This is a genomic window from Streptomyces sp. NPDC003284, from assembly GCF_053589675.1.
In genome coordinates this window covers 246,549-271,818 of sequence record NZ_JBSFSI010000007.1, presented here as the reverse complement: position 1 = coordinate 271,818, position 25,270 = coordinate 246,549, and the positions used below count along the sequence as shown (strand labels likewise).

The following is a 25,270-nucleotide window of genomic DNA, read 5'->3' as shown; positions in this document are numbered from 1 at the left end:
GCAGTTCGGTGAACTCGCGAGTAAGCGGCAGCTCTCACCGGCAATTCTGACATCGGGTCGGCGCTGCTATGAATAAAGCGGACCGGCTGGTTTTATTCCATGCTCCAGGATCGCCGAAGGGCCTCCCCGGGATTACCCCGTGGAGGCCCTCGTCGGCCTTGCGTCAAGAATTCTGTCCGGCCAGACTCCAGTCGCGTGCCCGGCTGCGCCGGGCCCAGAACGACGCGTACCGGCCGTCCGCCGTGACGAGTTCGTCGTGCGTGCCGCGTTCCACGATCCGGCCCTCGTCGAGGAACAGGATCTGGTCGGCGGCGGCGACCGTCCGCAGCCGGTGGGCGATCACCAGCAGGGTGCGGCCGGCGGTCAGCGCGCTCAGCGCGTCCTGCACCGCCTGCTCGTTCTCCGGGTCGAGCGAGGCGGTCGCCTCGTCGAGCAGCACGATCGGCGCGTTCTTCAGGATGGCGCGGGCGATCGACACCCGCTGCCGCTCACCGCCGGACAGCAGCGCGCCGCCCTCGCCGACCCGGGCGTCCCAGCCGTCCGGCAGCCGGTGCACGATCTCCTCCACCCGGGCGAGCCGGGCCGCCTCGCGGACCTCCGCGTCCGTCGCCGTGGGACGCCCGACCCGGATGTTGTCCGCGATGGTGCCCTCGAAGAGGTACACGTCCTGGAAGACCGCCGAGACGCGCGACATCAGCACCTCCGGGTCGATCTCCCGGACGTCCACGCCGCCCACCCGGACCGCGCCGCCGTCCACGTCCCAGAACCGGGGGACGAGCTTGCTCACCGTGGTCTTGCCGGAGCCGGACGGGCCGACGAGCGCGGTCATCGTGCCCTCGGCCAGCGTCAGCGACACCCCGGAGAGCACCGGCCTGCCGTCGTCGTAGCCGAAGGTGACGTCCTCGAACTCGACCCGGTTGCCCTCGGGCACGCGCGGCGAGACCGGCGCGGGCAGCGTGGGCTGCGCCAGCAGGTCGGCGACCTGGGCCAGCGCGGAGCGCGCCGTGCCGAGCGTCGAACCGAGGATCGCGGTCTCGGCGATCGGCTCGGTGAACCGCACCGCCAGGACCAGCAGCGCCAGCAGCTTGGCCGCGTCCAGACCGCCGTGCAGCGCCAGATAGGTGCCGGTCAGCAGGACCGCGGTGAACGCGGCCTGGATCACCAGACTGAAGCCGATCAGTCCGGGCACCCCGGTGACCAGCACCCGGCGCGACGCCTCGCGCTGGGTGCGCAGCGCCTCGCCGAGCCGGGCCCCCGAACGGGCCTCGCCCCGGCCGAACACCCGCAGCACCGGCTGGAGCTGCGCGAACTCCACCACCCGGCCGCCGGTCACGGCCCGCGCCGCCGTTCGCTCCCGGTCGGCCTGTCGGCTCAGCGCGGTGCTCCACCGGTACACCAGGACGATGACCGGCACGGTGAGCGTGGCCGCCAGCGCGAGCCGCCAGTCGAACAGGTACATCAGCACGGTCACGGTCGCGGGCGTCACGAAGCTGGTCACCAGGGGCCGCAGCAGATGCGCCGGTACGCCCATGATGTCCATCACGCTCTTCGTGGTGAGCTGGCCGAGCTGGCCCACCCGCTCCGGCGCGAACCAGCCGAGCGGCAGTTCGGCCACCCGGTCGCCGATCCGCTGGCGCAGGCTCCTGGCCAGACCGGCACCGGCCTCGAAGCCCGCCAGCAGGCTCCAGTAGTAGACCGCGCAGTACAGCACGGCCACCGCGACCAGCGTCCACAGCCACGGCCAGACCTCGTCCGGGTCGGAGCCGAACAGCGCCTCCAGCACGGGCACCAGCAGGGCGAAGGCGATGCCCTGGAGCACCGCGCCCGTCACCAGCGCGACCAGCATCCGGCGCACCGGGCGCGCGTGCTCGGGCCCCAGCACCTCCAGGAGTCGACGGATCATCAGCTCACTCCTCCGGTCGCGGCGACGTCCGCCGTGACATCCGCCGCCGACTCCGCGGCCGGGTCCCGGGGCACCGGTCCCGGTCCGTGCGGGCGCCAGCGGGCCGTACGTTCATGGGCCTGCCACATCCGGGCGTAGCGGCCGCCGGCCGCGACCAGTTCCGCGTGCCGCCCGCGCTCGACGATCCGGCCCTCGTCCAGCACCACGATCTGGTCGGCGTCGACGACGCTGGACAGCCGGTGCGCGATCATCAGCACGATCCGGCCCCGGGTCAGCTCCGACAGCGCGTCCTGCACGGCCGCCTCGGAGTGCGGGTCGGCGTGCGCGGCGGCCTCGTCCAGCACGATCACCGGGGCGTCGGCGAGCAGCGCCCGCGCCACGGACACCCGCTGCGCCTGGCCGCCGGAGAGCCGCGCGTCCTCACCGATCACCGAGTCGTAGCCGCGCGGCAGCGCCTCGATGACGTCGTCCACGCAGGCCGCGCGTGCGGCGGCGCGGACCTCGTCCGCTCCGGCGTCCGGGCGGCCCATGCGGATGTTGGCCGCGATGGTGTCCTGGCTCAGGCGCACGTCCTGGAAGACGAACGCGACCCGGCCGTACAGATCGTCGAGGGCCATGTCCCGGATGTCGACGCCGCCGACGCTGACCGAGCCGCCGGTGACGTCCCAGAACCGGGGCAGCAGCGCCGCCAGCGTGCTCTTGCCGGAACCGGAGGGCCCGACCAGCGCGGTGACGGTGCCCGGCGCCAGCTCCAGATCGATCCCGGACAGCGCGTCCTGCTCGCCGTCGTAGGAGAAGCGCACGTCCCGGTAGACGACCCGGTCGCCCTCGGGGCTCCCGGGCGCCTCGGGCACCGGGAGTTCGGGGGTGTCCAGGATGCCCGCGACCCGGTCGGCCGCGCCGCGGGCCACGCGCAGTTCGTAGCCGGCGTAGAACAGGGACAGCACCGGCGCGGTCAGGCCGATGCCGAGCAGGGCGAACGGCAGCAGGTCGACGGCGTCGAGCCAGCCCCGTGTCACGAAGAGGGCGCCGCCCGCCAGGGTGGCCACCAGCACCGCGATCGGGGACAGCACGATCTCGGCCGCCGCCTTGGAGTACTGGGTGGAGCGCACCCACTTCAGGAAGAACTCCGAGAAGTCGTCGGCGGCCTCGCTGAACTCGCGGTGCGCGCGGCGGGCCTGGCCGAAGGTCTTCACGACGGCGATGCCCTGCACGAACTCCACCGCGCTGCCGTTGATGCGGCCCATCGCCCGGTCGTACTCGGGCAGGTTCTTCGCCAGGCCCGCCATGGTGGCGCTGTACAGCGTCAGACCGATGAGCAGCGGCGCGATCACCACCAGGGTCATCCGCCAGTCCACCCAGAACAGATACGCCAGGGAGGCGGCCGGGACGACCGTGGCCGTGGTGATGTCCAGCAGCGAGTGGGCGATCAGATGGTGCATCGCGTCGACGTCGTCCTGCACGGCCTGTTTGACCTGGCCGGCGTTGCGGGACGAGAACCAGCCGAGCGGCACCCGGCCGAGCCGGTCGACGAGCCTGCGCCGGATGTGGAACTGAAGGTCGTTGTCGGCGAGATGGGAGATCCCGCCGGCCACGAGCGCGACGATCAGCCGGACCAGCAGCGCTCCCGCGCCGATCGCGGTGACCGTCCAGGCGCGGTCGGTGCGGTCCTCCCCGTCGCCGAGCAGCACCCGGCCCAGTTCGGCGACGGCGATGAACGGCACCACGCCGGCGGCGGCCGAGACGGCCTGGGCGGCGATCGCCCAGCGCAGCTTTCCCCTGACCGGGCCGAGAATCGCGCCGAGTGCGGTCTTTCCCGCGGGCATGCGGGCCTCCAAGCGCTTCGATTGGACGGCTGTTAGACGCTGTCTAACGCCGGGACGACTGTACCCGCCCACCGGCGTTTCATGTCAAGCGCGCAAGGGTGCCCGAAGGTGAGCGGGAGATGAACAGTGGCGCCGAAGTGCCTTGGGAGCCAAGGCACTTCGGCGCCGGGAGGGGGCGTCAGCCCGCGACCGGCACCGGCCGCTTGACCTCCGGAGCCTCGTCGGACTCCTTGATGCCGTACTTGCTGTAGAACCTGGCCAGCGGCCCGGGGGCCCACCAGGCGGCCCGGCCCATCAGCTTCATCGCCGCGGGCACGAGCAGGATGCGCACGATCGCCACGTCGGCGAGGATCGCGAACACCATGCCGACGCCGAACAGCTTCATGGTGAGCACCCCGCTGGTCGCGATCGCCGCGAGCGGCACGCACATCAGCAGCGCCGCGTTCGCGATCAGCCGTCCGATCTTCTGGAGCCCGGACGCCACGGCGGCGGTGCTGTCGCCCAGCAGGTCGTACTGCTCACGGATGCGGGAGACCAGGAAGACCTCGTAGTCCATGGAGAGGCCGAAGATCAGCGCGAACAGCATGATCGGCATGTTCGGCTCGATGTTGCCGGTCGAGTCGAAGCGGATCAGGCCCTCCAGATGGCCGTCCTGGAAGACCCACACCAGCACACCGAAGGTCGCCGACAGCGACAGCAGGTTCATGACGATGGCCTTGAGCGGCAGCAGCAGCGAGCCGAACGCCAGGAACAGCAGCAGATAGGTCGCCACCGCGATGTACAGCAGCATCCACGGCAGCGTCTCGCCGAGCGCGTCCAGCGTGTCGTCGAAGACCGCCGTCTCACCGCCGAAGTACGCCTGGGCGCCGGGCGGCGGCGGCACCGCCTTGAGCCGGTTCACCAGGTCGCGCGCCGGGGTGGAGACCGCGGGCCCGTCGAAGGTGACCGAGATCCGCGCGTTCGTGCCGGTGGCGCCGCTGATCTGCGCGCCGGTCGCGCCCTTGGTGGCGGCCAGCCGGTCGGCGTAGGACTTGAGCGCGGCACCCTGCTGGGGGGAGGTGGCGTCGCCCTTCAGCACCAGCAGCGAGTCGATGGACTTGGTGGCGTCGCTGTCGAAGTCGCGGTCCAGGGCGTTGCCGACCTGCCGTCCCTCGGCGCTGTTGGGGAGCTGGCGGGCGTCGTTGGCGCCGAACTCGATCCGGGTGAAGGGCACCGCGAGCGCCAGCAGCACGGCCAGCGTGCCCACCGCCACGATCGCCGGACGCCGCATCAGGCCCTGCGCCAGGCGGTACCAGCCGCCCTGGCCGTCCTGGCGCGGCGCCTTGTTCCGGCGCAGCGACAGGGCGTTGACCCTGGTGCCCAGCACGCCCAGCACCGCGGGCAGGGCGATCAGCGAGAAGAAGACGGACAGCACGACCGCGGCCACACCGCCGTAGGCCATGGACTTCAGGAAGCCGAACGGGAAGAACGTCATGCCGGCCAGCGCCACCGCGACCGTGGTGCCGGAGACCACCACCGTGCGCCCGGCCGTGGCGACCGTGCGGGACAGCGCCTGCTCGCCGGTGTGGCCGCGCTCCAGCTCCTCGCGGTAGCGGCTCACGATCAGCAGCCCGTAGTCGATGGCGACCGCGAGACCGAGGATCGTCACCAGGCTCATCGCGAACACCGACACGTCGGTGAGCTGCGCGATGACCCGCAGCACCGCCATCGAGCCCAGGATGGACAGACCGCCGACGAACAGCGGCAGGCTGGCCGCGGCCAGGCCGCCGAAGACGATCACCAGCAGGATGAAGAGGATGGGGAAGGACAGGCCCTCCGCCAGGCCGAGGTCCTTGCCGATCTCGTCACTGGCCTGGTGCCCCGTGGGGACCGGACCGCCGCGCAGGGTCTCCAGGCCCGGCGCCGCGAGCTTGTCCTTGATCGCCTTGTACGAGACCTCCTTGGCGTTGTCGTCGGCGCCCTGGAGGTTGATCGCCACATAGGTGGCGTGCCGGTCGTGGCTGACCTGCGCCGGCATCTTGGTCATCCAGAAGGTGGAGAAGCCGCTGACCGAGGACTTCGGCAGGGCCTGCACCGTCTCGGTGACCGACTTCCGGAAGGCGGGGTCGTCGACCGTGCGGGTCTTGTCGCGGTAGACGACCACGGCGTCCGGCGCCCGCTGCGGGAACGCCCGCTCGGCGATCTGGGCCGCCTTGCGGCTGTCGGATCCGGGGTCCTCGAACCCGCCGGGTTTCATGTCGCCGAAGACGCCGACGCCGTAGGCACCGGACAGGACGGCGAACAGCAACGTCAGGACAAGGAGCGGTTTGCGCCTGCGGAAGAGGAATCGCCCCAGCGCCTCGAACATGGTTCTCCCTAGGGGTAGTAGGCGGGCGCCGCAGGCCTGCCAGGGTCCGGCGCCGCGCCAACCGTAACAGCGTTTTGAATGCCCCTTCCAGGGCTCTTGCACACTGTCTAACCGGAAGGACTCCGGGTTACCCCTTGTGACCTGCGGGTTCACTGGAAAAAACTTCTTCACAGGGGCTTGCGCCTGAGGGCATGGTCGGTCCTGACATGAGACTGACGTGATGTCAGGGGCCATTCATAACGCTGTTGCAATACGGTGGGACAATGGCCAGGCTCAAGACACATGACGAAGCGCTCCGGCAGCGGCTCATCAACCGCGCGGCCGCCACGGTGTTCGACCGGGGCACCGCGGCGCTGAGCCTTCGACAGCTCGCGGCGGACGTGAAGACCTCGACCACGGCGGTCTACTCGCTGTTCGGCAACAAGGCCGGGCTGCTGGCCAGCCTCTACGAGGAGGCCGCCCGCCTCTTCGTGGTGCGGCTGGCCGGTGTGCCCTCGACCGACGACCCGGCGCGCGACGTGATCCGGCTCGGCATCGCCTACCGCGCGTACGCGCTCGCGAACCCGCACCTGTACGCGATCCTCTTCCTGGAGAGCCTCGCCCAGTTCGAGCCCGCCCCCGAGGGGCAGCGCGAGATGCTGGAGATGTACCAGCCGCTGGTCGACGCGGTGCGCCGCGGACAGCGGGCGGGGCAGTTCACCGAGGCGCTGGAACCCGAGGTCGTGGCGCTGGCGTGCTGGGCCACCGCCCACGGCCTGGTCTCCCTGGAACTGTCCGGCAACGAGCCGCCGGGTCTGCCCATCGCCGACTCCTACGAGCGGATGCTGGACGCCGTGGTGACCGGCTGGCGGGCCGTCTGAGAGGGCGCGCGGGCGCCGCGCGGGTGGCGTTCGGGTGTGTGCGGGCGGGAAGCGCGCGGCTCCGGCCGCGCCCCCGCCCGCACCGCTGCGGGCATGACAGCGGCCCCCCGGATCCGTGGGGCACACGGAACCGAGGGGCCGGTGAGCGGCTCAGGCGGCGGGCCCGGTCACGGCCGCCGCGCCCGGCAGCCGCAGCCGGGCCGGCTCGGGTCCCGGCGTCTCCACGGCGAGGGCCACGGTGTGCTCAGCGGTGGGCCGGAACAGGCTGAAGTGCCAGGAGAAGGTGGTGTCGTGCAGGGGGTCGCGCACGCGCGGGGGAGCCGTGCCGCGCGGGGTGAAGGTGAAGGTGTCGAGGTCGCGGCGGACGCCGGTGCCCAGGCCCTTGAGGTACGCCTCCTTGAGCACCCAGAGCTCCCGGGTGCGCTCGGGCCGCTCCGTGGCGGGCAGGGCGGCCAGCTCCGCCTGTTCGGAGGGGGCGAGGAAGCGGGCGACGCGGGCCGCCGACTCCGCGGAGAGCGGGCCCTCCACGTCCACCCCGCACGCCGGTCCGTCCGTCACGGCGCAGACCACGAGCCCGTCGGTGTGCGAGATGCTGAACCGCACCCCGTACCGCTCGGGCCACGGCTCGGGCCGCCCGTACGCGTTCACCGGGAACCGCCAGCCGTCGACCGGATGCCCGGTGCGTTCGCTGAGCGCGTGCCGGCACAGCAGCCGCCCGGCCAGGAAGTGGCCCCGCTGGCGCGGGGTCAGCATCCGGGCCAGGCGCCGCTGTTCCGTCCCGTCGAGCAGCCGCTCGCCGCCGAGCCCGCCGACGAAGGACGCCGCGGCGGGCTCGGGCAGCAGCCACAGCTCCGTCGTCACCGGCTCTCCCGGACCGCCCCGGAGGACGGCCGGGCGGTGTCGAGGAGTTCGGCGAGCCGGTAGGCCAGGTCCAGCGCCTGGCCGCGGTTGAGCCGCGGGTCGCACACCGACCGGTAGCGCGCGGGCAGATCGCCGAAGCCGATCCCGTCGCCGCCGCCGACGCACTCCGTCACGTCGTCGCCGGTCAGCTCCAGATGGACACCGCCGGGATGCGCGCCGAGACCGGTCAGCACCTCGAAGAACCCGGCCAGTTCGTCGAGCACGTCGTCGAACCGGCGGGTCTTGTGCCCGCTGGGCGCGCTGATCGTGTTGCCGTGCATCGGGTCCGACACCCAGGCCACCGGCAGCCCCTCGGCGGTGACCCGCTCGACCAGGCCCGGCAGCACGTCCCGGATCTTCCCGGCGCCCATCCGGACCACCAGCGTGAGCCGGCCCGGCTCGCCCTCGGGCGACAGCCGGCCGATGAGGCGCAGCAGGTCGTCCGTCTCGATGGACGGCCCGATCTTGACGGCGACCGGGTTGCTGATCCGGGAGAAGAACTCCACGTGCGCCCCGTCCAGGCGGCGCGTGCGCTCCCCGATCCACAGCAGGTGCCCCGAGGTGGCGTACGCCCCGCCGGTGGCCGGGTCCAGGCGGACCAGCGCCGACTCGTAGTCCAGCAGCAGCCCCTCGTGCGACATGAACAGCTCGCCGGGCGTGTGCCAGCCGTCACCGGTGCCGGTGAAGCCGCCCGCCCGCTCGATCTCGGCGGTGAGCGCCGCGTAGCGGTCCCGCTCGGGCGAGGCGTCGGTGAACTCCCGCAGCGCCGCCAGCACCTGGCCGGGCCCGGCGTGCTCACCGGCGCCGTACGCCCGGACCAGGTTCACGGTGGCGGCGGAGGTGTGGTGGACCCGCACCAGCCGGTGCGGGTCGGGGGTGCGGGCGGCGGCCGTGAAGGCGTGCCCGTTGACCGCGTCGCCCCGGTACACCGGCAGCTCCACGCCGCCGCGGATCTCGGTGGGCGAGGAACGCGGCTTGGCGTACTGCCCGGCCATCCGGGCCAGCGTCACCACGGGCAGCGAGCGCGCGTACCCGAGGACGGCGGCCAGTTGCTGGAGGGTCCCGGCGGTCCGGCCGATGGACGCCGCGTTCACCGCGTCCAGCTCCTCGGCACAGTCGCCGCCCTGGACCAGGAACGCCTCCCCGCGCGCGACGGCGGCGAGCCGGGCCCGGAGCAGATCGCACTCGCGGGCCGTCACCAGCGGCAGGGCCGACGCGAGGGCGGTGACCGCCGCGTCCAGCGCGGCGGCGTCCGGCCAGGACGGCTGCTGCCCGGCGGGCAGCCGGCGCCAGCTGGTCTGCGCCGCGTGCGCGGCGGGCGGATCGAGCAGGGAAGTCACGCCGTCAGCTCCGCTCGGTGAGGTGCGAGGGCACCGGTGACCAGATCGTCCAGGATGGCCGCGCCGTGCAGGGTCATCACCGACTCGGGATGGAACTGCACCGAGGTGAAGCCCGGCCCGCGCAGCGCGTGCACCTCGCCGCTCGCCGGGTCGCGGGCGACCTCGACCAGACCGGGCGCGTGCGGGCTGTCCAGCAGCGCGCTGTCGCTGTACGCGGCGAACGTGTTGTAGAAGTACACCGGCTGCTCGGCGCCGAACAGGTCGATCGTGCGCCGCACCCCCTGGTTCGGACGGTGCAGCCTGCGCAGTTCCAGGCCGAGCAGCGAGGCGAGCACCTGGTGGCTCAGGCACACCGAGACGAACGGGATCCGCAGGTTGAGGAGGCTGCCGGTGACCGCCCGCAGATGGGCGATCTTGGCGTGGTTCACCTCGCGCGGGTCGCCCGGACCGGGGCCCAGCAGGACCAGGTCGTGGCCGGTGAGCCGGTACGGCTCGTCGTAGCGGCGGATCGTCACGTCGTAGCCGAGACTGCGCAGTTGCAGCGCGCCCATCGCGGTGAAGGTGTCCTCGGCGTCGATGACGAGGATCCTGCCGCGCGTGGCGGACCCGGCGGGCGGCGGGGCCAGCCAGAAGCGCGACAGCGGCGCGTTGCGCGCGGCCAGCGCCGCCCGCACCCGGGGGTCCGCGCCGAGCCCCGCGGGCGCGCGCCGGTCGGCGACCCGGTGCAGCGCGTCGAGCAGCCCCGCGGCCTTCGCCGAGGTCTCGGCGGCCTCCCGGGCGGGGTCGGAGTCGCGCACCAGCGTGGCGCCGACCCCGATCCGGACCCGGCCCGCCGCGTCGACGTCGGCCGTCCTGATCATGATGGCCGAGTCCATCCGCCGCCGGCCCGCCTCGTCGCGGCCGATCAGCGCCGCCACCCCGGCGTAGTAGCCCCGGGCGTCCGGCTCGAACTTGGCGATCACCTGGGAGGCGCTCTCCAGCGGGCTGCCGGTCACCGTCGGGGCCAGCAGCGTCTCGCGCAGGATCTCCCGCACGTCCCGGCCGCTGTGCCCGACGATGCGGTACTCGGTGTGGGCGAGGTGGGCCATCTCCTTCAGCAGCGGCCCGACCACGTGCGCGTCGTCGCACACGCGGCTCATCATCTTCAGTTCCTCGTCCAGCACCATGTACAGCTCGTTGGTCTCCTTGCCGTCGGCGAGGAAGTCCAGCACCGGGCCGACATCGGGGCCGCCCGCCGGATAGCGGTGGGTGCCGCTGATCGGCGTCATCACGGCCACACCGTCGTCGAGGCTGACATGGCGCTCCGGGCTGGCCCCGATGAAGGTGCGCCTGCCGGTGTGGATGAGGAACGTCCAGTACGCGCCGGGCTCGCCGCGCAGCAGCCGCCCCCAGAACGCCAGGGCGGTCCGCGCCGACCAGTTCGGGACCTCGGTGACGAAGGTCCGCTTGAGCACGAAGTTGGCGCCGGAGCCGTGCCCGATCTCCTCGTCCAGGACCCGGCGCACCAGCTCGCCGTACTCCTCGTCGTCGAGGTCGAAACGGCCCTCGCCGGTGACGAACGGCCAGGCCAGGACGGTGTCCAGCACCTCGTCCACGGGCAGTTGAGACTGCGCGCGCACCGGCATCACCAGCAGCGGCTCGCCGTCGTTGTGGTGGTCGTAGCCGCGCTCGCCGATCACCCGGTAGGGCAGCACGGCCAGCACCTCGTGGCGGCCCGGCTCACCGGACTCGGGAACCGGCAGGTCCGCCGTCCCCGCGACCACGCCGAAGTCGCCGACCAGCACGTCCACCTGGCCCGCTGTGCCGCTCTCCGGCCGGTGCAGCACCGCGAACGGCTGCCCGCCCGCGGCCAGTTCCGTCAGGGACGGCGGCTCGGGTACGGACCCGGGCCGGTACGGGGGTGTCATGAGGGGCCTCCCACGGGATCTCCCGCGAATTCGCCGGCGAAGGCGGCGGCCGGGGCCGCCAGCTCGCTCAGCACCGTCCCGGTCTGTGCCACCACGGCGCACCGGGAGGCGGCGTACTCCAGTGCCATCCGGTGGCGGTCCGGGGTGAAGTCGGCGACCGCGTCGGCGACCACGAACGGCTGGATGTCGTGCGCGAACGCGTCGCACGCGGTCAGCAGGATGCCCACCTGCGCGTAGACACCGCAGATGATCAGCTGGTCACGGCCCTGCTCGCGCAGGAGTTCGAGGAGCGGGGTGCGGTGGAAGGCGCTGGCCCGCCACTTCACCAGGACGGTGTCCCGCTCGCCGGGTGCCAGGACCTCGGGGATGCCCCGGTCCTCGGGGTCCGCGGACATGCCCGCGCCCCAGAAGTCCGCCAGCAGACCGCGCTGGGCGGGGGTCATGTCGCCGGGCTGCGCCGAGTAGACGACCGGGACGCCGGCGGCGGCGCACCGCTCGCGCAGCAGGGCCACATTCGCGACCAGGTCGGTGTGCGGCTGCGCGCCGTGCCGGAACGGGGCGAGGAAGTAGTGCTGCATGTCGTGCACCAGCAGCACCGCCCGGTGCGGGTCGACGCGCCAGGAAACGGTGTTGGGCGGCAGCTCTGCGGTCCGTGGCATCGGATACGGGTCGATCGGTGCGATCGCCACGTCTGGTTCCTTTCCTGGTCGGAGAACGGCCGGCGTCCGGTGCCGGGTGCGCCCCGGTGACCGGGGGCCCGGCGGGGGTGAACCGGTGGTGCCGGTGGTGCTCGGAGTACCGGTGGGGCGGCGGATGCGCGTGGGGGAGCGCGTCGGGAGAAGCGAGGGAGTGCCGGGAGAAGCGAGAAGACGGGGTGTGCGCCCGGGACCGCGGGGGATTCGGCCCCGGGCGCATCCCGGCCCGGACCTCGGGGAAGTCGGTCCGGGCGCACGGCCCGTGGCGGGGCCGGTCCGGGAGGGCCGTACGGGACGGCGGGCGGTACGGTGCGGACGGGCGCGGCGGGCCTCAGACGCCCAGGGCCGCGCCGCCGTCCACGGTCAGGTCCTGGAGCGTGATGTGCGCGGACCGGTCGGACAGCAGGAACAGCACCGCGTCGGCGATGTGCGCGGGCTCGGCGATCCGGCCCAGCGGGATACCGACCCGGTACGCGTCGGGCACCCCGTCCACCGAGGCGCGCACGGCCGCGTCGCCCTGGAGGGCGGTGAGCATCGACGTACGCGTCGAACCGGGCGCCACCACGTTGCAGCGGATGCCGTGCCGCCCCAGCTCCAGACCGAGGCACTTGGTGAACATCGCCGAGGCGGCCTTGGACGCCGCGTACGCCGCCATCGACGTGCGCGGGGTGAGCGCCGCGTTGGAGGCGATCGTCACGATCGAGCCGCGCCCGCGCGGGACCATCAGCCGGGCCACCGCCCGGCTCACCCGGAACACCCCGCCCGCGTTGACCGCGAGCGTGTGGTCCCAGTCCTCGTCGGAGAACTCCTCGGCCGGGCCGCTGTGCAGCACCCCGGCACCGTTCACCAGGTAGGCGACCGGCCCGAGTTCGGCCTCCGCCTTGGCGACGGCGGCGTCCACGTCCGCGCTGTCGGTGACATCGGCGGCCACCGCCAGCACCGTGCCGCCGGCCGCGCTCAGCTCCGACGCCAGCTCGCGCAGCGCCCCCGGCTCACGGTCCAGCAGCGCCACCGGGACACCGGCCGCCGCCAGCGCGCGGGCGATCTCGGCGCCGATGCCGCCGGCCGCGCCGGTGACCACCGCGCTGCCGGACCACTCGGCGCCCGCCGCGGCCGCCGTGCCGGTCGTGCCTGTCGTCGTGAGGGTGTCGCTCATCGGGCCACCTCCGCCAGTACCGGGTCGACCGCTTCCGCGGGAACGCGCAGGGCGCGGGTGGTGAAACCGCGCAGTGCCTGGAGGTAGCGGTCGCGCAGCGCCGCCTCGTCGACCTCCACGCCCCGGCCGCCCTCCACGAGGGTGCGGCCGCCGACGATCACCGTGTCCACGTCCGCCGAACCGGCGAGCCACAGGAAGCTCTCCAGCGGCCGCGGGTTGAGCAGATAGCGCCAGTCGTCCGTGCGCACCAGCAGCAGGTCGGCCTGCTTGCCGGGCTCCAGGCTGCCGACCGCGTCGTCCCAGCGCAGGCCCTTCGCCGCGATCCGGGTGGCCATCGCCAGCGCGTCGGTGGGCAGCACCTCGGTCTGGTCGGCGCTCATCTCGTTGTACATCTGCCAGGCCGCGCGCATCGTCTCGGCGATCCCCGCGCCCGGCAGCGCCGCCGCGTCGGTCGACAGCGACACGTCCAGCCCGGCCCGGCGCAGCGCCGGGACCACAGCGGTCTCGGTGAGCGCGGACTCGCCCGACGGGCCGTACTTGCCGGGGGAGTGGGAGATGTGCGCCCGCCCGGCGAGCATCAGCTTCTGCTCCTGGTCGTCCAGGAAGGCGCTGTGCCCGGCCATCAGCCGCTCGTCGACCAGCCCCGCCTCCGCCAGCCGGCGCACCCCGGTCTCCCCGTGGTAGGCGCGCATCGCGTCGGCCTCGTTGCGCAGCGCGCCCACATGCGTGGCGAACGGCAGATCGTGCCGCTCGACGAGTTCGGCCATGCCGCGCGCCAGCTCGTCCGTCATGTTGGTGACGTACGAGACGTTCGGGCGGCACCGGATGCGGCCCGTGGGGTCGGCGGCGACCGCACCGAGCAGCGCCTCGAAGGAGGCGAGCACCGTGTCCGCGTCCCGGGTGCGCAGGAACCGCGACCGGTCCGGCGCCAGCACCGCGTCGCTCGCCCAGGTGGACGCCGAGAAGCGCATCCCGAGGCGGCGCGCCGCCTCCACCATGGCCAGCGGCCGGTTCAGCGAGCCCATGTCGCCGAGCGTCGTGACACCGCCGCGCAACTGGATCCACATCGAGTACTCGGCGATGGCCCGCGCCTCGTCCTCGGTCATCGCCTCGATGAGGCCGTCGAACCGGTCGAAGGTGGCGGAGATCTGGTGCATGTCACCGCCGCCGCCCATGAACGCGACCTGGTCGGCGCGGTCGGAGGGCGGGCGCAGCGCGCCGCGCATGGTGAAGCCCATCGCGAACATCTCGTGCCAGTGGGCGTTCACGAAGCCGGGCAGCACCATCATCCGGCTCGCGTCCAGGCGGCGCAGCTCCGCGCGCACGGCCGGGTCCAGCGCCTGGACGGCCTGCTCCACCTCGACGGCCGGGCCCACCGCGACGACCTTGTCGTCCACGGTCAGCACCGCGCCGCGGGCGTGCACGGACTCCTGGGCGTCGGCGGTGTAGACGGTGCCGCCGGTGATCAGCCGGGCCCCCATCACGCCGCTCCGGGCGCGGTCGGCGCGGAGGTGCGCAGCGAGTCGAAGTGGGCCAGCCAGCCGCTCAGGGTCGGCGCCGCGACCAGCGCCTCGAACTGCACCGGGACACCCGCCTTGCGCCAGCGGCTGACCAGCCGCATGATCTCCAGCGAGCTGAGCCCGAGCAGCACCAGACTGGCGTCCGGCTCGATCCGCTCCGGTTCGAGGCCCAGTACGGGCGCGACGGTGGCGCGCAGTTCGTCTTCGGTCGGGAATGCGGTGATGTCCACGTCAGCCTTCCTGCTCGGACGCGGCATGTCGGGCCAGCGCCTTCTTGTCGACCTTGCCGAGCGGGGTCAGGGGGAGTTCGGGCAGGTAGTGCACGAGATCGGGCAGCTTGTAGTCGGCCACGCCCCGTGCGTGCACGGCCTGCTTGAGGTCGGCCAGGGCCGGCTCGGGACCGCCGGCCACCAGGAACGCGCAGATCCGCTCGCCCAGGAACTCGTCCGGTACGCCGATGACGGCCGCCGCCGCGATGTCCGGGTGGGTGAGCAGCAGATCCTCGACCTCACCGGCGGCGATCTTGTCACCGCCGCGGATGATGGTCTCCTTGATCCGGCCCTCGATGACCAGATCGCCGTCCTCGGTGAGCCGGGCCAGGTCACCGGTGCGGAAGAAGCCGTCCGGGGTGAAGGCCCGCCGGTTGTACTCGGGCACCCGGTAGTAGCCGCGCAGCGTGTACGGGCCGCGGGTGACCAGCTCGCCGATGCCGCCGGGCGGCAGCGGGGTGCCGTCCTCGCCGAGGATGAGCACCTCGTCCGCGTCGGAGACCGGCCGGCCCTGCGTGGTGAGCACCGCGTCGGCCGGGTCGTCGGGGCGGCTGAAGGTGAGCAGGCCCTCGGCCATGCCGAACACCTGCTGGAGCCGGGCACCCAGCACGGGCTGGATCCGCTCGGTGAACTCGCGGGTCATCCGGGCCCCGCCGACCTGCACCAGCCGCAGCGTCGACAGGTCCTCCCCGGACCACTCGGCCGCCTCCAGCCACAGCGTCATGATGGACGGCACCATCGCGGTGACGGTGACGCCGTGCTTCTCGATCAGCGGGAAGCAGTCCAGCGGGTTGGGCGTGTCGGCGAGGACGGCGGTGCCCCCGGTCAGGAACGTGCCGAGCAGACCGGGGCAGCCGAAGGCGAAGTTGAACTCGATGGGCAGCACGGCCAGATACACGTCGTCCTCGGCCAGCTCGCACACCGCCGCGGCCCGGCCCGACATGTACACATAGTCGTCGTGGGTGCGCGGGATCAGCTTCGGCAGGGCCGTGGTCCCGCCCGACAGCAGGAAGAACGCCACGTCCGACGCGTCGGGTTCGGGCAGCGGCCGCGGGTCGGGGACCGCCGTCTCCAGCTCGGCGACCGAGACGAACCCCTCGGTCTTGGCGCCCAGCACGAAGAGCGTCTCCAGGGTGGTGGTCTCCGCCTTCACCTGCCGGGCCAGCTCGCGGTGGTCGTGGCCGCGGTGCGACTCGGGCACCAGGAAGCTCACGGCGCCGCTCAGCTCGACCAGGTGGACCAGTTCGGTGGCCCGGTGTGCGGGCAGCGAGAAGACCAGCTTGGCGCCGAGCCGGGTCAGCCCGAAGGCGATCGCCACGAACTCGGGCACGTTCGGCAGCTGCACCACGATCCGGTCGCCGGCCCTCAGCCCGTGCGCGGCGAACCCGGCGGCCAGCCGGTCGGCCCAGCGGTCGAGTTCGGCGTAGCTGATACGGCGTTCGCCGTGCACCAGCGCGGTCCGCTCGCCGTACCGGCGGGCGGCCTCGCGCAGCGCCGTGCCGAGCGTGTCACCGCGCCAGATGCCCTGCTCGCGGTAGCGCGCCGCGATGTCCTCGGGCCAGGGGACGCAACCCTCAAGCATCGCCGCCCCCCTGGGAGCCGGGAGCGGCCTCGGCGATCCGTACGACGGCGGCGCCGGCCTCCATGCCGGTGCTCGCGCCGATCAGCAGGACATGGTCGCCGGGCCCGACCTGGCCGGTGCGCCACACGTGCTCAAGGCCCAGGAAGAGATCGGCGGCGCCGGTGTGCCCGATCGTGTTGACGTGGTCCCAGACCGTCTTCTCCTCGGGGACGTCCAGCGGCAGCAGGAACATCGCCTCCAGCGCCGGCCGGCCGAAGCCGACGTGGCACACCTTGGCGATCTGGTCCCAGGACACGTCGGCCTGCTTCAGGACGCGCTCGGTGACCTCCGCGACCCGGTCGCCGAAGTTCTTGATCGGCGGGGCCTGGCCGGCCGCCCACTGCTCGCGGACCTTCTCGGCGCGCTCGGCGAAGTTCAGCCCGCGGCCCCGGGTGACGCCGGGCGGGAACAGCTCCTCGCCGGCCCGGTGCAGGATCTCCATGGACGAGTCCGACAGCGAGTCCAGGGCCAGCAGTTCGGCGAAGCCGCCGCGGCGCGAGAGCACCACGGCCGAGCCCGCGTCGGCGAGCACGAACAGGCCCGAGGCGCGCCAGCGCTCCACCCCGGGGGTGGAGTAGTTGTCGCCGGTGGTGATCAGCGCGGCGTCGTGCGTCGGGTTGGCGATCAGCCGGGCGGCGGCCACGTCCAGCGAGGCCAGCATGCCGAGGCAGCCCTGCTTGATCTCCACGGCGGGCACCGGGCGGTCCACGGTGTTGTTCAGGATGTAGTGCACCGCCGACCAGCCGTCGGGGCCCTGGTGGTGGGTGTAGCTGTGCAGCAGGATGCCGATGTCGTCCGCGTCGTGCCCGGAGGACTCCAGCGCGGCCCGCGCCGCGTCGATCGCCATCTGCGGGGCCGGGGTCGAGGCGCTGACGGCGGCCGAGCGCATCCCGGAGGACTGCCGCGCCTCCTCGTCGTACAGCCCCTCCGCGACCGCCCGCTCGGCCGGGAACAGGGGCGGCAGGTGGCTGCCGATCCCGGCGAGATACAGGTTCGCAGTCCTCATCGAGCCGACTCCTTCATGTCCTGTGCGTGTCCTGGCGAATGGGTGGGGGAAGAGGTGGGGGAGGGGGCGTACGGCGGTGCGGGTGGTGCGGTGCGGCGCCGGTGGCGGCGGTGGTGCGGGCGGTGCCGGGCGGTGGCCGGACAGGTGCCGGGCGTGCTCCGGTGGCCGCCGGGTGTCTCGGCCGCAAGCACAGCACCGGGGCCGCCGGACCCTCATGAGTAGGCGGTACTCAACCGGTCCCCGGCCGCCGCCCGGACCCGGCGGGCCCGCGGCGGCCCCGGCCACGGCGGCGGCAGGGCGCCCACGTGCGGCGGCGGGGCCCCGGGCCGCCCGGCGGGCCCGGTGGGCGAATTGAGTGGCGACTACTCGCGTTGCCGCCCCGCCCCCGGTGATGTGCTGCCTTCAGCGCAGCCGCCGCGTGACACCTCGCGCGGCCGGGGCCTGTCCTCCCGGATCCCTCGGCGGCCGCGGATCCCCACGGATCCGCGGCCCACGGGTTCCGCGGAGCACAGGACAGCACCGGGCGAACGCCGGTGAGCGGGGCGCGCGTCGGCCCCGCGGCCCCGGGCTGATCCGTACGACAGGCCCCAGGGCACACACGAGGGAGATCCCAATGTCGCGCTCGCGTCCGGAACTTGGTGACTGGTCGAGCCCGGCCGAACTGGCCGAGCTCCAGCGGTCCCAGCTGCCGAGGGTCCTCGCGCAGGCACTCCGTTCGCCCTTCTACGCGGCCCGCTACCGCGGCACCACACCGCCGCGCACCGCGGACGACTTCGCCGGCGTCGAGGTGACCGCCAAGCAGGACCTGCGCGACCAGTACCCCTTCGGGATGCTCGCGGTCGGGCGCGAACACCTGGCCACCTACCACGAGTCCAGCGGCACCGCGGGCGAACCCACCGCCTCCTACTACACGGAGGAGGACTGGACCGACCTCGCCGAGCGCTTCGCCCGCAAGTGGACCGGCATCCACCCCTCCGACACCTTCCTGGTGCGCACCCCCTACGGCCTGGTCATCACCGGCCACCTCGCCCAGGCCGCGGGACGGCTGCGCGGCGCGACCGTCGTCCCCGGCGACGCCCGCTCGCTGGCCACCCCGCTCTCCCGCATGGTGCGCGTCCTGAAGACCCTCGACGTGACGCTCACCTGGTGCAACCCGACCGAGATCACCATGCTGGCCGCCGCCGCCAAGGCCGCCGGACTCCGCCCCGACCAGGACTTCCCGCACCTGCGGGCCATGTTCACCGCCGCCGAGCCGCTGACCGAGGTGCGCCGCCGCCGGCTCAGCGAGATCTGGGGCGGCATCCCGGTCGTCGAGGAGTACGGCTCCACGGAGACCGGCACCATCGCCGGGCAGTGCCCCGAGGGCCGGATGCACCTGTGGGCGGACCGGGCGATCTTCGAGGTGTACGACCCGAGGACCGGCACGCTCTCCGAGGCGGGCCGCGGCCAGATGGTCGTCACCCCGCTGTACCGGGACGCGATGCCGCTGCTGCGCTACAACCTCGCCGACGACGTCGAGGTGTCCACCGACCCGTGCGGCTGCGGCTGGCTGCTGCCGACGGTCACCGTGCTGGGGCGGGCCGGAACCGGTCACCGGATCGGTCCGGCGACCGTCACCCAGCAGCGGCTGGAGGAACTGGTGTTCTCCCTGCCGGCCGCGTACGAGGTGATGTTCTGGCGGGCCAAGGCCCACCCAGACGTGCTGGAGCTGGAGTTCGAGGCGCCCGAGCCGGTGCGGCAGCGGGCCGTCAAGGAACTCGGCGCCGCGCTCGACCGCGAACTGGGGGTCCCGCACCGCATCACCGGCCTCGCCCCGGGCACCCTCGTCCCGGCGGAGGCCCTCACCGCCCAGCGCGACATCCTCAAGGCCCGCTATCTCTTCGCGGAGGACGAGGACTGGGACAAGGCGGTCATGTACTTCTGACGCCGCGCGGGCGGAGGGGCGGTGCGCGGGTGCGGGGGCGGGGGCGGCGCGCGGGCGGACGGGCGGCGCGACGGCCCGGCCCGCTCCGGCCCCGGCCCCGCTCCGGACCTGGCCCCGCTCTGGACCGGCCCGGCGTGGGTCCGGCTCGGCGCGGGTCCGGCCGGGACCGGGCCCTCCGGGACCGGCCCGCCCGGGGCTGGTCCACCTGGGACCGGCCCGCCCGGGACCGGTCCCCCTGGGACTGTCCCACCTGGGGCTGACCCACCCGGGGCTGACCCCTCTGGGATCAGCCTGCGCGGGACTGACCCCTTCGGGACCGGCCCGTCCGGGGCTGGCCCCCTGGGACTGTCCCACCTGGGGCTGGTCCACCTGGGATCAGCCCGCCCGGGACTGGTCCGCCCGGGACTGGTCCGCCCGGGATCGGCCCCTCCGGGGCCGGTCCGCATCGGGCCGGTCCGCCCGGGACGGGACCGGCGGGCCCGTCCCGTTCCGGCCCCGGTACAGGCCCGCCTCGCCCTCGGGCGGGGCGCCCGATGCCTCGCCCGCACCCGTTCCGCCTCCGGCCCGTACGGGCCCGCCCCGTCCCGGCCCGGGACGCCCGGCGCCGGGCCCGTCCCGTTCGTTCCGCCGCCCGTCCGTCCGCCCGTCTCCCTGCCCCGTCCCGATGCCTCGCCTCCCTTCCCACGCCGTCCGCCACGGACGGCGCCGACTCGTGAGCGGTGAACCCATGAGTGAGCTGTCCCCCCTGCCCCCGAGCCCCACGGAACCCATCGCCGTCATCGGCATCGGCTGCCGCTTCGCCGGCGGCGCCGACTCGCCCGAGGCGCTGTGGGACCTGCTGATGGACGCGGTGGACGCGTCCGGCCCCGTACCCGAGGACCGGTGGGCGCCGCAGCGCGCGCAGTCGCGGGAGAACGCGGCCGTGCTGACCCGCGTCACCCCGAACGGGTCGTTCCTCGGCGACATCGCCGGTTTCGACGCCGCCTTCTTCGGCATCTCGGCGACCGAGGCCCGCCAGCTCGACCCGCAGCAGCGCATCGCGCTGGAGGTCGCCTGGGAGGCCCTGGAGCACGCCGGTATCGCGCCCACCTCCCTGGCCGGTACCGACACGGGTGTGTTCGTCGGCGTCGGCACCGACGACTACGGCCGCCGCCTGCTGGAGGACCTGCCCGGCGTCGAGGCGTGGACGGGCATCGGCTCCTCGCTGTGCGGCGTGCCCAACCGCATCTCCTACACCCTCGACCTGCGCGGCCCCTCCCTGGCCGTGGACACCGCCTGCTCCTCCTCGCTGGTCGCCGTCCACCAGGCGTGCGCGAGCCTGCGCGCCGGTGAGGTGCCGGTGGCGCTGGCCGGCGGCGTCATGCTGATGGCGGGCCCCGGCCTGACCACTGTCCTGGACCGGGCGGGCGCCATCTCCCCGGACGGCCGCTCCAAGGCGTTCGACGACGCCGCCGACGGCTACGGCCGCGGCGAGGGCTGCGGCATCGTCGTCCTCAAGCGGCTCTCCGACGCCCGGCGCGACGGCGACCGCGTGCTGGCCCTGATCCGCGGCAGCGCCGTCCACCAGGACGGCCGCACCGAGGGCATCATGGCGCCCAGCCCGACCGCGCAGGCCCATCTGCTGCGCAAGGCGTACGAGGCCGCGGGCGTCGCCCCGCACGACGTCGACTACGTCGAGGCGCACGGCACCGGCACCCGGGTCGGCGACCCCATCGAGGCGAGCGCGCTCGCCGAGGTCGTCGGCGACCGGCCCGAGGGCGCCCGGCCGTGCCTGATCGGCTCCGTGAAGTCCAACATCGGGCACTGCGAGGCCGCCGCCGGAATCGCCGGGCTCATCAAGACCGCGCTCGCCATGGAGCACGGCACCATCCCGCCCACCCTGTCCACCCGCGGCCCGCGCGGCGACATCCCCTGGGAGACCGCCGGACTGCGCCTGGTCACCGAGGCGACCGCCTGGCCCGGCTCCGACCGCGCCCGCCTGGCGGGCGTGGCCAGCTACGGGTACGGCGGCACCATCGCGCACGTCGTCCTCGAACAGGCGCCGCCCGCCCCCGCCGCCGAGCCCGCGGCGGAGCCCGCCGAGGCCGGGACGGCGACCCTGTACCCGCTCTCCTCCGGCACCGGACTCGGCATCGTCGGCCAGGCCGCCCGCCTCGCCGCCGCGCTCGACGGCCACACCCTCGCCGACACCGGCCACACCCTCGCCCACCGCCGCGCCCACCTGGGCGCCCGCGCGGCCGTCGTCGCCGCCGGACGGGACGAACTCGCCGAAGGGCTCGCCGCGCTGGCCGAGGGCCGCCCGCACCCGGCCGTCCTCACCGGCGAGACCTCGGGTCCGGCCCGCCACCCCGTGTGGGTGTTCTCCGGACACGGCGCCCAGTGGGCCGGCATGGGCCGCGAACTGCTCGCCACCGAGCCGGTGTTCGCCGCCGCGATCGACCGCCTCGGTCCCGTCTACGCCGAGGAACTGGGCGTCACCCCGCGCGAGGTCCTCACCGGCGACGACCTCGGCTCGGTGGACATCATCCAGTCCATGCTGTTCGCCGTGCAGGTCGGTCTGACCCAGGTCTGGCGCCGCCACGGCGTGCGGCCGGGCGCCGTCATCGGCCACTCGGTCGGCGAGATCGCCGCCGCGGTCGCCGCCGGGGTGCTCAGCGAGGAGGACGGCGCCCGGCTGGTCTGCCGCCGCTCCGTGCTGCTGCGCCGGGCCGCGGGCAAGGGCGCCATGATCATGGTGGACCGGCCGTTCGACGAGGTCCGCGAGCACATCGGCGAGGACGGCACCCTGTGCGCGGCCATCGCCGCCGCGCCCTCCTCCACGGTCGTCGCCGGTGACGTCCCGGCCGTGGACAAGGCCGCCGAGCAGTGGGCGTCGCTGGGCTGGACCGTCCGCCGCATCGACTCCGACGTGGCCTTCCACAGCCCGCACATGGACGGCGCCGCCGCCGACCTCGCCGTGGCCGTCGCCGGCCTCGAACCCCGTACGCCCGAGGTGCCCCTCTATCTCACCGCCGTCGAGGACCCGCGCTCCGGACAGCGCCAGGACGCCCGCTACTGGGCGGCCAACCTGCGCAACCCGGTCCGCTTCCACCAGGCCGTGCAGGCCGCCGTCGAGGACGGCCACCGGCTCTTCCTGGAGATCTCCGCGCACCCGGTGGTCAGCCACTCGATCACCGAGGTCGTCGCCAACCTGCCCGGCGCCCTCGTCACCCCCAGCCTGCGCCGCCGCCAGCCCGAGCGGGCCGCCCTGCTCACCTCGCTGGGCCGGCTGCACTGCCACGGCGTCCCCGTCGACTGGTCGGTGCTCCAGCCCGCGGGCACGCTGACCGCCCTGCCGAGCGCCGCCTGGCAGCACGAGCGGCACTGGGTCGACGCGCGCACCGGCACCGAGTCCCCGGTGGACACCCTGCTCGGCACCGAGACCGCGGTGCACGGCTCGCGCACCCGGGTCTGGCAGACCACGCTCGACCTGCGCACCCGCCCCTACCCGCGCCGCCACCCGGTCCTCGGCACCGAGATCGTCCCGGCCGCGGTCCTCATCAACACCTTCCTCACCGCGGGCCGCACCGACACCCTGTCCGACCTCAGGCTGCGCCAGCCGGTGGTGGTCCCGCAGACCGAGACGCGCGAGGTGCAGATCGTCCGCGAGGGCACCGCGCTGCGGCTGGTCTCCCGCCGCCTCGGCGCCCCCGACACGGCCTGGTCCACGCACACCTTCGCCACCGCCGGCGCCGACGGCACCGAGGAGACGGCGACCCTGCTCCCGGTCGTGCGCGGCCCCGAGGAGCTGGACCCCGGCCACGTCGTGGAGCGGCTGGCCGAACTCGGCGTCGCCGACATGGGATACCCCTGGACCATCGACACCCTGCACCGCGGCGAGGGCACCCTCACCGCCGTCGCCAGCGCCCCGCTGGACCGCAGCTGGGCCGCGATCCTGGACGCCGCGCTGTCCATGGCCTCGGTGATCTTCTCCGGCCCGGCCGTGCTGCGCATGCCCGCCCATGTCGACCAGGTCACCCGGACCGGCCCGGCGCCGCGCCGCGCCGTCATCGCCGTACGCCTGGACGCGGACCGGCCCACGTCCGTGCACGTCGACATCCGCGGCGAGGGCGACGACGCGGGCTCGCTGCTGACGCTGCGCGGCCTGCACTACGGCGAGCTGGACGGCGACCTGTCCGGCGAGGAGCAGAGCACCGACGGCCGCTTCGACGTGGTCTGGCAGCCCTTCCCGGTGGACGCCGCCGCCCCGACCCGGCTGACCGGCCGCACCGTGCTGGTGCTCGGCTCCACCGAGGCGGCCCGCGCGCTGGTGCCCGAGGCCGCCGCCCACGGGGTGACCGTGAGCGCCGACCGGGCGGCCCTGGCCGAGGCCGACCACGTGCTGTTCGCGCCCGGTCTGCCGGACGGCACCCAGGGCGCCGAACCGGCCGACGTGGCCGTGGAGTTCGCGCGCCTGGTGGCCGACATCGCGGCGCTGCCCGGCCGCAGGCCGCTGCTGTGGTGCCTGACCTCGGGGGTGCGCGAGGCCGTGGCCGCCGACGCGCTCGCCCAGTCCCCGCTGTGGGGCATGGGCCGGGTCGCCGCCAGCGAGCACCCCGAGTTCTGGGGCGGAGTCGTCGACTTCCCGGCGGGCGCGCCCGCCGAGCTGCCGGTCCGGCTGCTGTTCGGGCTGCTGCACCTGCGGCCGGCCGAGCCCGTGGTCGCGCTCACCGCCGAGGGCGTACGGGTGCCGCGGCTGGCCCCGGCCGAACTCGCCCCGGACGGCGAGCCGTTCGCCTGCCGCCCCGACGGCACCTATCTGATCACCGGCGGTCTCGGTGTGCTCGGTCTCGAACTGGCCGGACACCTCGCCGAGCGCGGCGCGCGCCGCATCGTGCTGCTGGGCCGTACGCCGGTGCCGCCGCGGTCGCGGTGGTCCGACGACGACCCGCGCGTCGCGGCGCTGCGGCGGCTGGAGGCGGCCGGGGTCACCGTCCGCACGGTCGCCGCCGACATCACCGACCCGGTCGCGACCCGCGCGGCGCTCGACGCGCTCGAACTGCCCCCGGTGCGGGGTGTCGTGCACGCCGCGGGCACCGTCCACAGCGCGCTGCTGCACCGGCTGGAGGCGGACGACCTGCGGGCCGTGATGCGGCCCAAGACGGACGGCGCGCTGGTCCTGCACGAGCTGTTCCCGCCCGGTTCGACCGACTTCTTCGTCCTGTTCTCCTCCGCCGGACCGCTGCTCGGTCTGCCCGGCCAGGGCGCGTACGCCGCCGCCAACACGTTCCTCGACGTGCTGGCCGCGCACCGGCGCGCGGGCGGCCACGGGGAGACGGTGTCCCTCGCCTGGACCAGCTGGCGCGGGCTCGGCATGGCCACGTCGGCGGAGGCCACCGACGTCGAACTCGCCGCCCGCGGCACCACCGACATCGCCCCGGACCGCGCGCTGCGGGCCTTCGACCAGACGGTGGGCCACCCGACGAGCGCGCTGGTCGCCGTGCTGGGCCTGCGCCCCGGGCACACCGGGCCGCGCCCCGCGCTCCTGTCCGACCTGGCCCTCGGCGAGGCGGGGCAGCCGGCCGAGGTGCCCGACTGGGTCGGTCTGAGCGGTGACGAACTGACCGCGTACCTGCTCGACGGGGTCCGCGCCCGGGTGGCCGCCGTCCTCGGGGTGCAGCCCGCCGCCGTGGGCGACCACCGCCCGCTGAGCGAGGCCGGCGTCGACTCGCTGCTGGCCGCGGCGCTGCGCGTCGCGCTCGAACGTGACCTGGGCGTCGCGCTGCCCGCGACCCTGCTGTGGAACTACCCCACGGTGGGCGAGATAGCGGGCTATCTGACGGCTGTCCTCAGCGACGACCACGCCGACCAGGGCCAGCCCACGGCCTGACCCGACCGGTACGACGGCGGCAGCCCCGGCCCCTTCCGAGGGGGGCCGGGGCTGCCGCCGTATGCCCGTATGCCCGTGTGGCTGTACGGCCGTTCGGCTGGAGGTACAGGGGGGAGGCGCTGGGGGC

General features: G+C 74.2%; 15 protein-coding genes. 3 read left to right on the top strand and 12 right to left on the bottom strand.

Features of this window, described 5'->3' with window-relative positions:
• Positions 1–163: 163 nt before the first annotated feature.
• The 3 genes from ACWDYF_RS17780 to ACWDYF_RS17770 form a co-directional block, all read right to left on the bottom strand.
• A complete protein-coding gene (locus tag ACWDYF_RS17780) occupies positions 164–1,903 on the bottom strand; it encodes an ABC transporter ATP-binding protein (RefSeq protein ID WP_037889047.1) in 1,740 nt (579 codons plus the stop codon).
• Positions 1,903–3,729 (bottom strand): ABC transporter ATP-binding protein, encoded by a 1,827-nt coding sequence (locus ACWDYF_RS17775; protein ID WP_389469891.1) that lies wholly within the window; start codon positions 3,727–3,729, stop codon positions 1,903–1,905. Before ACWDYF_RS17775 ends, ACWDYF_RS17780 begins: the two co-directional genes overlap by 1 nt.
• A gap of 178 nt (positions 3,730–3,907) precedes the next feature.
• Positions 3,908–6,076 carry an MMPL family transporter gene (locus tag ACWDYF_RS17770; RefSeq protein WP_381739485.1) on the bottom strand — a complete coding sequence of 723 codons (2,169 nt, stop codon included), beginning with the start codon at positions 6,074–6,076 and terminating at the stop codon, positions 3,908–3,910.
• A gap of 263 nt (positions 6,077–6,339) precedes the next feature.
• Between ACWDYF_RS17770 and ACWDYF_RS17765 the strand changes: the two genes are divergently transcribed.
• Complete coding sequence (locus tag ACWDYF_RS17765; protein WP_018564648.1) at positions 6,340–6,936, top strand: TetR/AcrR family transcriptional regulator; 597 nt, start codon at positions 6,340–6,342, stop codon at positions 6,934–6,936.
• Positions 6,937–7,086: 150 nt separating this feature from the next.
• On the opposite strand, the gene ACWDYF_RS17760 is transcribed toward ACWDYF_RS17765, so the two are convergent.
• From ACWDYF_RS17760 to ACWDYF_RS17720, 9 genes are all read right to left on the bottom strand, one after another.
• Positions 7,087–7,797 carry a 4'-phosphopantetheinyl transferase family protein gene (locus ACWDYF_RS17760; RefSeq protein WP_389469887.1) on the bottom strand — a complete coding sequence of 237 codons (711 nt, stop codon included), beginning with the start codon at positions 7,795–7,797 and terminating at the stop codon, positions 7,087–7,089.
• A complete protein-coding gene (locus ACWDYF_RS17755; RefSeq protein WP_381739489.1) occupies positions 7,794–9,176 on the bottom strand; it encodes a 3-deoxy-7-phosphoheptulonate synthase in 1,383 nt (460 codons plus the stop codon). Before ACWDYF_RS17755 ends, ACWDYF_RS17760 begins: the two co-directional genes overlap by 4 nt.
• Positions 9,173–11,083, bottom strand: a complete 1,911-nt coding sequence (locus tag ACWDYF_RS17750; RefSeq protein WP_389469885.1) for an anthranilate synthase family protein — start codon at positions 11,081–11,083, stop codon at positions 9,173–9,175. The genes ACWDYF_RS17755 and ACWDYF_RS17750 overlap by 4 nt, the downstream gene beginning before the upstream one ends.
• The gene (locus ACWDYF_RS17745; RefSeq protein WP_018564644.1) at positions 11,080–11,772 is read right to left on the bottom strand and encodes an isochorismatase family protein; all 693 of its coding nucleotides are present in this window, start codon (positions 11,770–11,772) and stop codon (positions 11,080–11,082) included. Before ACWDYF_RS17745 ends, ACWDYF_RS17750 begins: the two co-directional genes overlap by 4 nt.
• A gap of 337 nt (positions 11,773–12,109) precedes the next feature.
• Positions 12,110–12,934 (bottom strand): 2,3-dihydro-2,3-dihydroxybenzoate dehydrogenase, encoded by an 825-nt coding sequence (locus ACWDYF_RS17740; RefSeq protein ID WP_381739495.1) that lies wholly within the window; start codon positions 12,932–12,934, stop codon positions 12,110–12,112.
• The gene (locus ACWDYF_RS17735; RefSeq protein ID WP_381739497.1) at positions 12,931–14,415 is read right to left on the bottom strand and encodes an amidohydrolase family protein; all 1,485 of its coding nucleotides are present in this window, start codon (positions 14,413–14,415) and stop codon (positions 12,931–12,933) included. Before ACWDYF_RS17735 ends, ACWDYF_RS17740 begins: the two co-directional genes overlap by 4 nt.
• Complete coding sequence (locus ACWDYF_RS17730; RefSeq protein WP_381739499.1) at positions 14,415–14,684, bottom strand: phosphopantetheine-binding protein; 270 nt, start codon at positions 14,682–14,684, stop codon at positions 14,415–14,417. The genes ACWDYF_RS17735 and ACWDYF_RS17730 overlap by 1 nt, the downstream gene beginning before the upstream one ends.
• A 1-nt stretch (position 14,685) precedes the next feature.
• A complete protein-coding gene (locus ACWDYF_RS17725; RefSeq protein WP_389469881.1) occupies positions 14,686–16,305 on the bottom strand; it encodes a (2,3-dihydroxybenzoyl)adenylate synthase in 1,620 nt (539 codons plus the stop codon).
• Entirely contained in the window at positions 16,298–17,350 is a 1,053-nt protein-coding gene (locus tag ACWDYF_RS17720) for a ketoacyl-ACP synthase III family protein (RefSeq protein ID WP_381739503.1), read from the bottom strand. Before ACWDYF_RS17720 ends, ACWDYF_RS17725 begins: the two co-directional genes overlap by 8 nt.
• Positions 17,351–17,963: 613 nt before the next feature.
• Here ACWDYF_RS17720 and ACWDYF_RS17715 point away from each other — a divergent pair.
• Entirely contained in the window at positions 17,964–19,274 is a 1,311-nt protein-coding gene (locus tag ACWDYF_RS17715) for a phenylacetate--CoA ligase family protein (protein ID WP_018564638.1), read from the top strand.
• Between the two features lie 727 nt (positions 19,275–20,001).
• The gene (locus tag ACWDYF_RS17710) at positions 20,002–25,143 is read left to right on the top strand and encodes a type I polyketide synthase (protein ID WP_389469879.1); all 5,142 of its coding nucleotides are present in this window, start codon (positions 20,002–20,004) and stop codon (positions 25,141–25,143) included.
• Positions 25,144–25,270 lie beyond the last annotated feature (127 nt).

Bases quoted from the DNA above. Each gene is read 5' to 3' on its own strand.
- ACWDYF_RS17765 (WP_018564648.1), top strand. From the start codon at position 6,340: ATGGCCAGGCTCAAGACACATGACGAAGCGCTCCGGCAGCGGCTCATC.
- ACWDYF_RS17780 (WP_037889047.1), bottom strand. From the start codon at position 1,903: ATGATCCGTCGACTCCTGGAGGTGCTGGGGCCCGAGCACGCGCGCCCG.
- ACWDYF_RS17750 (WP_389469885.1), bottom strand. From the start codon at position 11,083: ATGACACCCCCGTACCGGCCCGGGTCCGTACCCGAGCCGCCGTCCCTG.
- ACWDYF_RS17710 (WP_389469879.1), top strand. From the start codon at position 20,002: ATGAGTGAGCTGTCCCCCCTGCCCCCGAGCCCCACGGAACCCATCGCC.
- ACWDYF_RS17740 (WP_381739495.1), bottom strand. From the start codon at position 12,934: ATGAGCGACACCCTCACGACGACAGGCACGACCGGCACGGCGGCCGCG.
- ACWDYF_RS17735 (WP_381739497.1), bottom strand. From the start codon at position 14,415: ATGGGGGCCCGGCTGATCACCGGCGGCACCGTCTACACCGCCGACGCC.
- ACWDYF_RS17770 (WP_381739485.1), bottom strand. From the start codon at position 6,076: ATGTTCGAGGCGCTGGGGCGATTCCTCTTCCGCAGGCGCAAACCGCTC.
- ACWDYF_RS17725 (WP_389469881.1), bottom strand. From the start codon at position 16,305: ATGCTTGAGGGTTGCGTCCCCTGGCCCGAGGACATCGCGGCGCGCTAC.
- ACWDYF_RS17715 (WP_018564638.1), top strand. From the start codon at position 17,964: ATGTCGCGCTCGCGTCCGGAACTTGGTGACTGGTCGAGCCCGGCCGAA.
- ACWDYF_RS17775 (WP_389469891.1), bottom strand. From the start codon at position 3,729: ATGCCCGCGGGAAAGACCGCACTCGGCGCGATTCTCGGCCCGGTCAGG.
- ACWDYF_RS17720 (WP_381739503.1), bottom strand. From the start codon at position 17,350: ATGAGGACTGCGAACCTGTATCTCGCCGGGATCGGCAGCCACCTGCCG.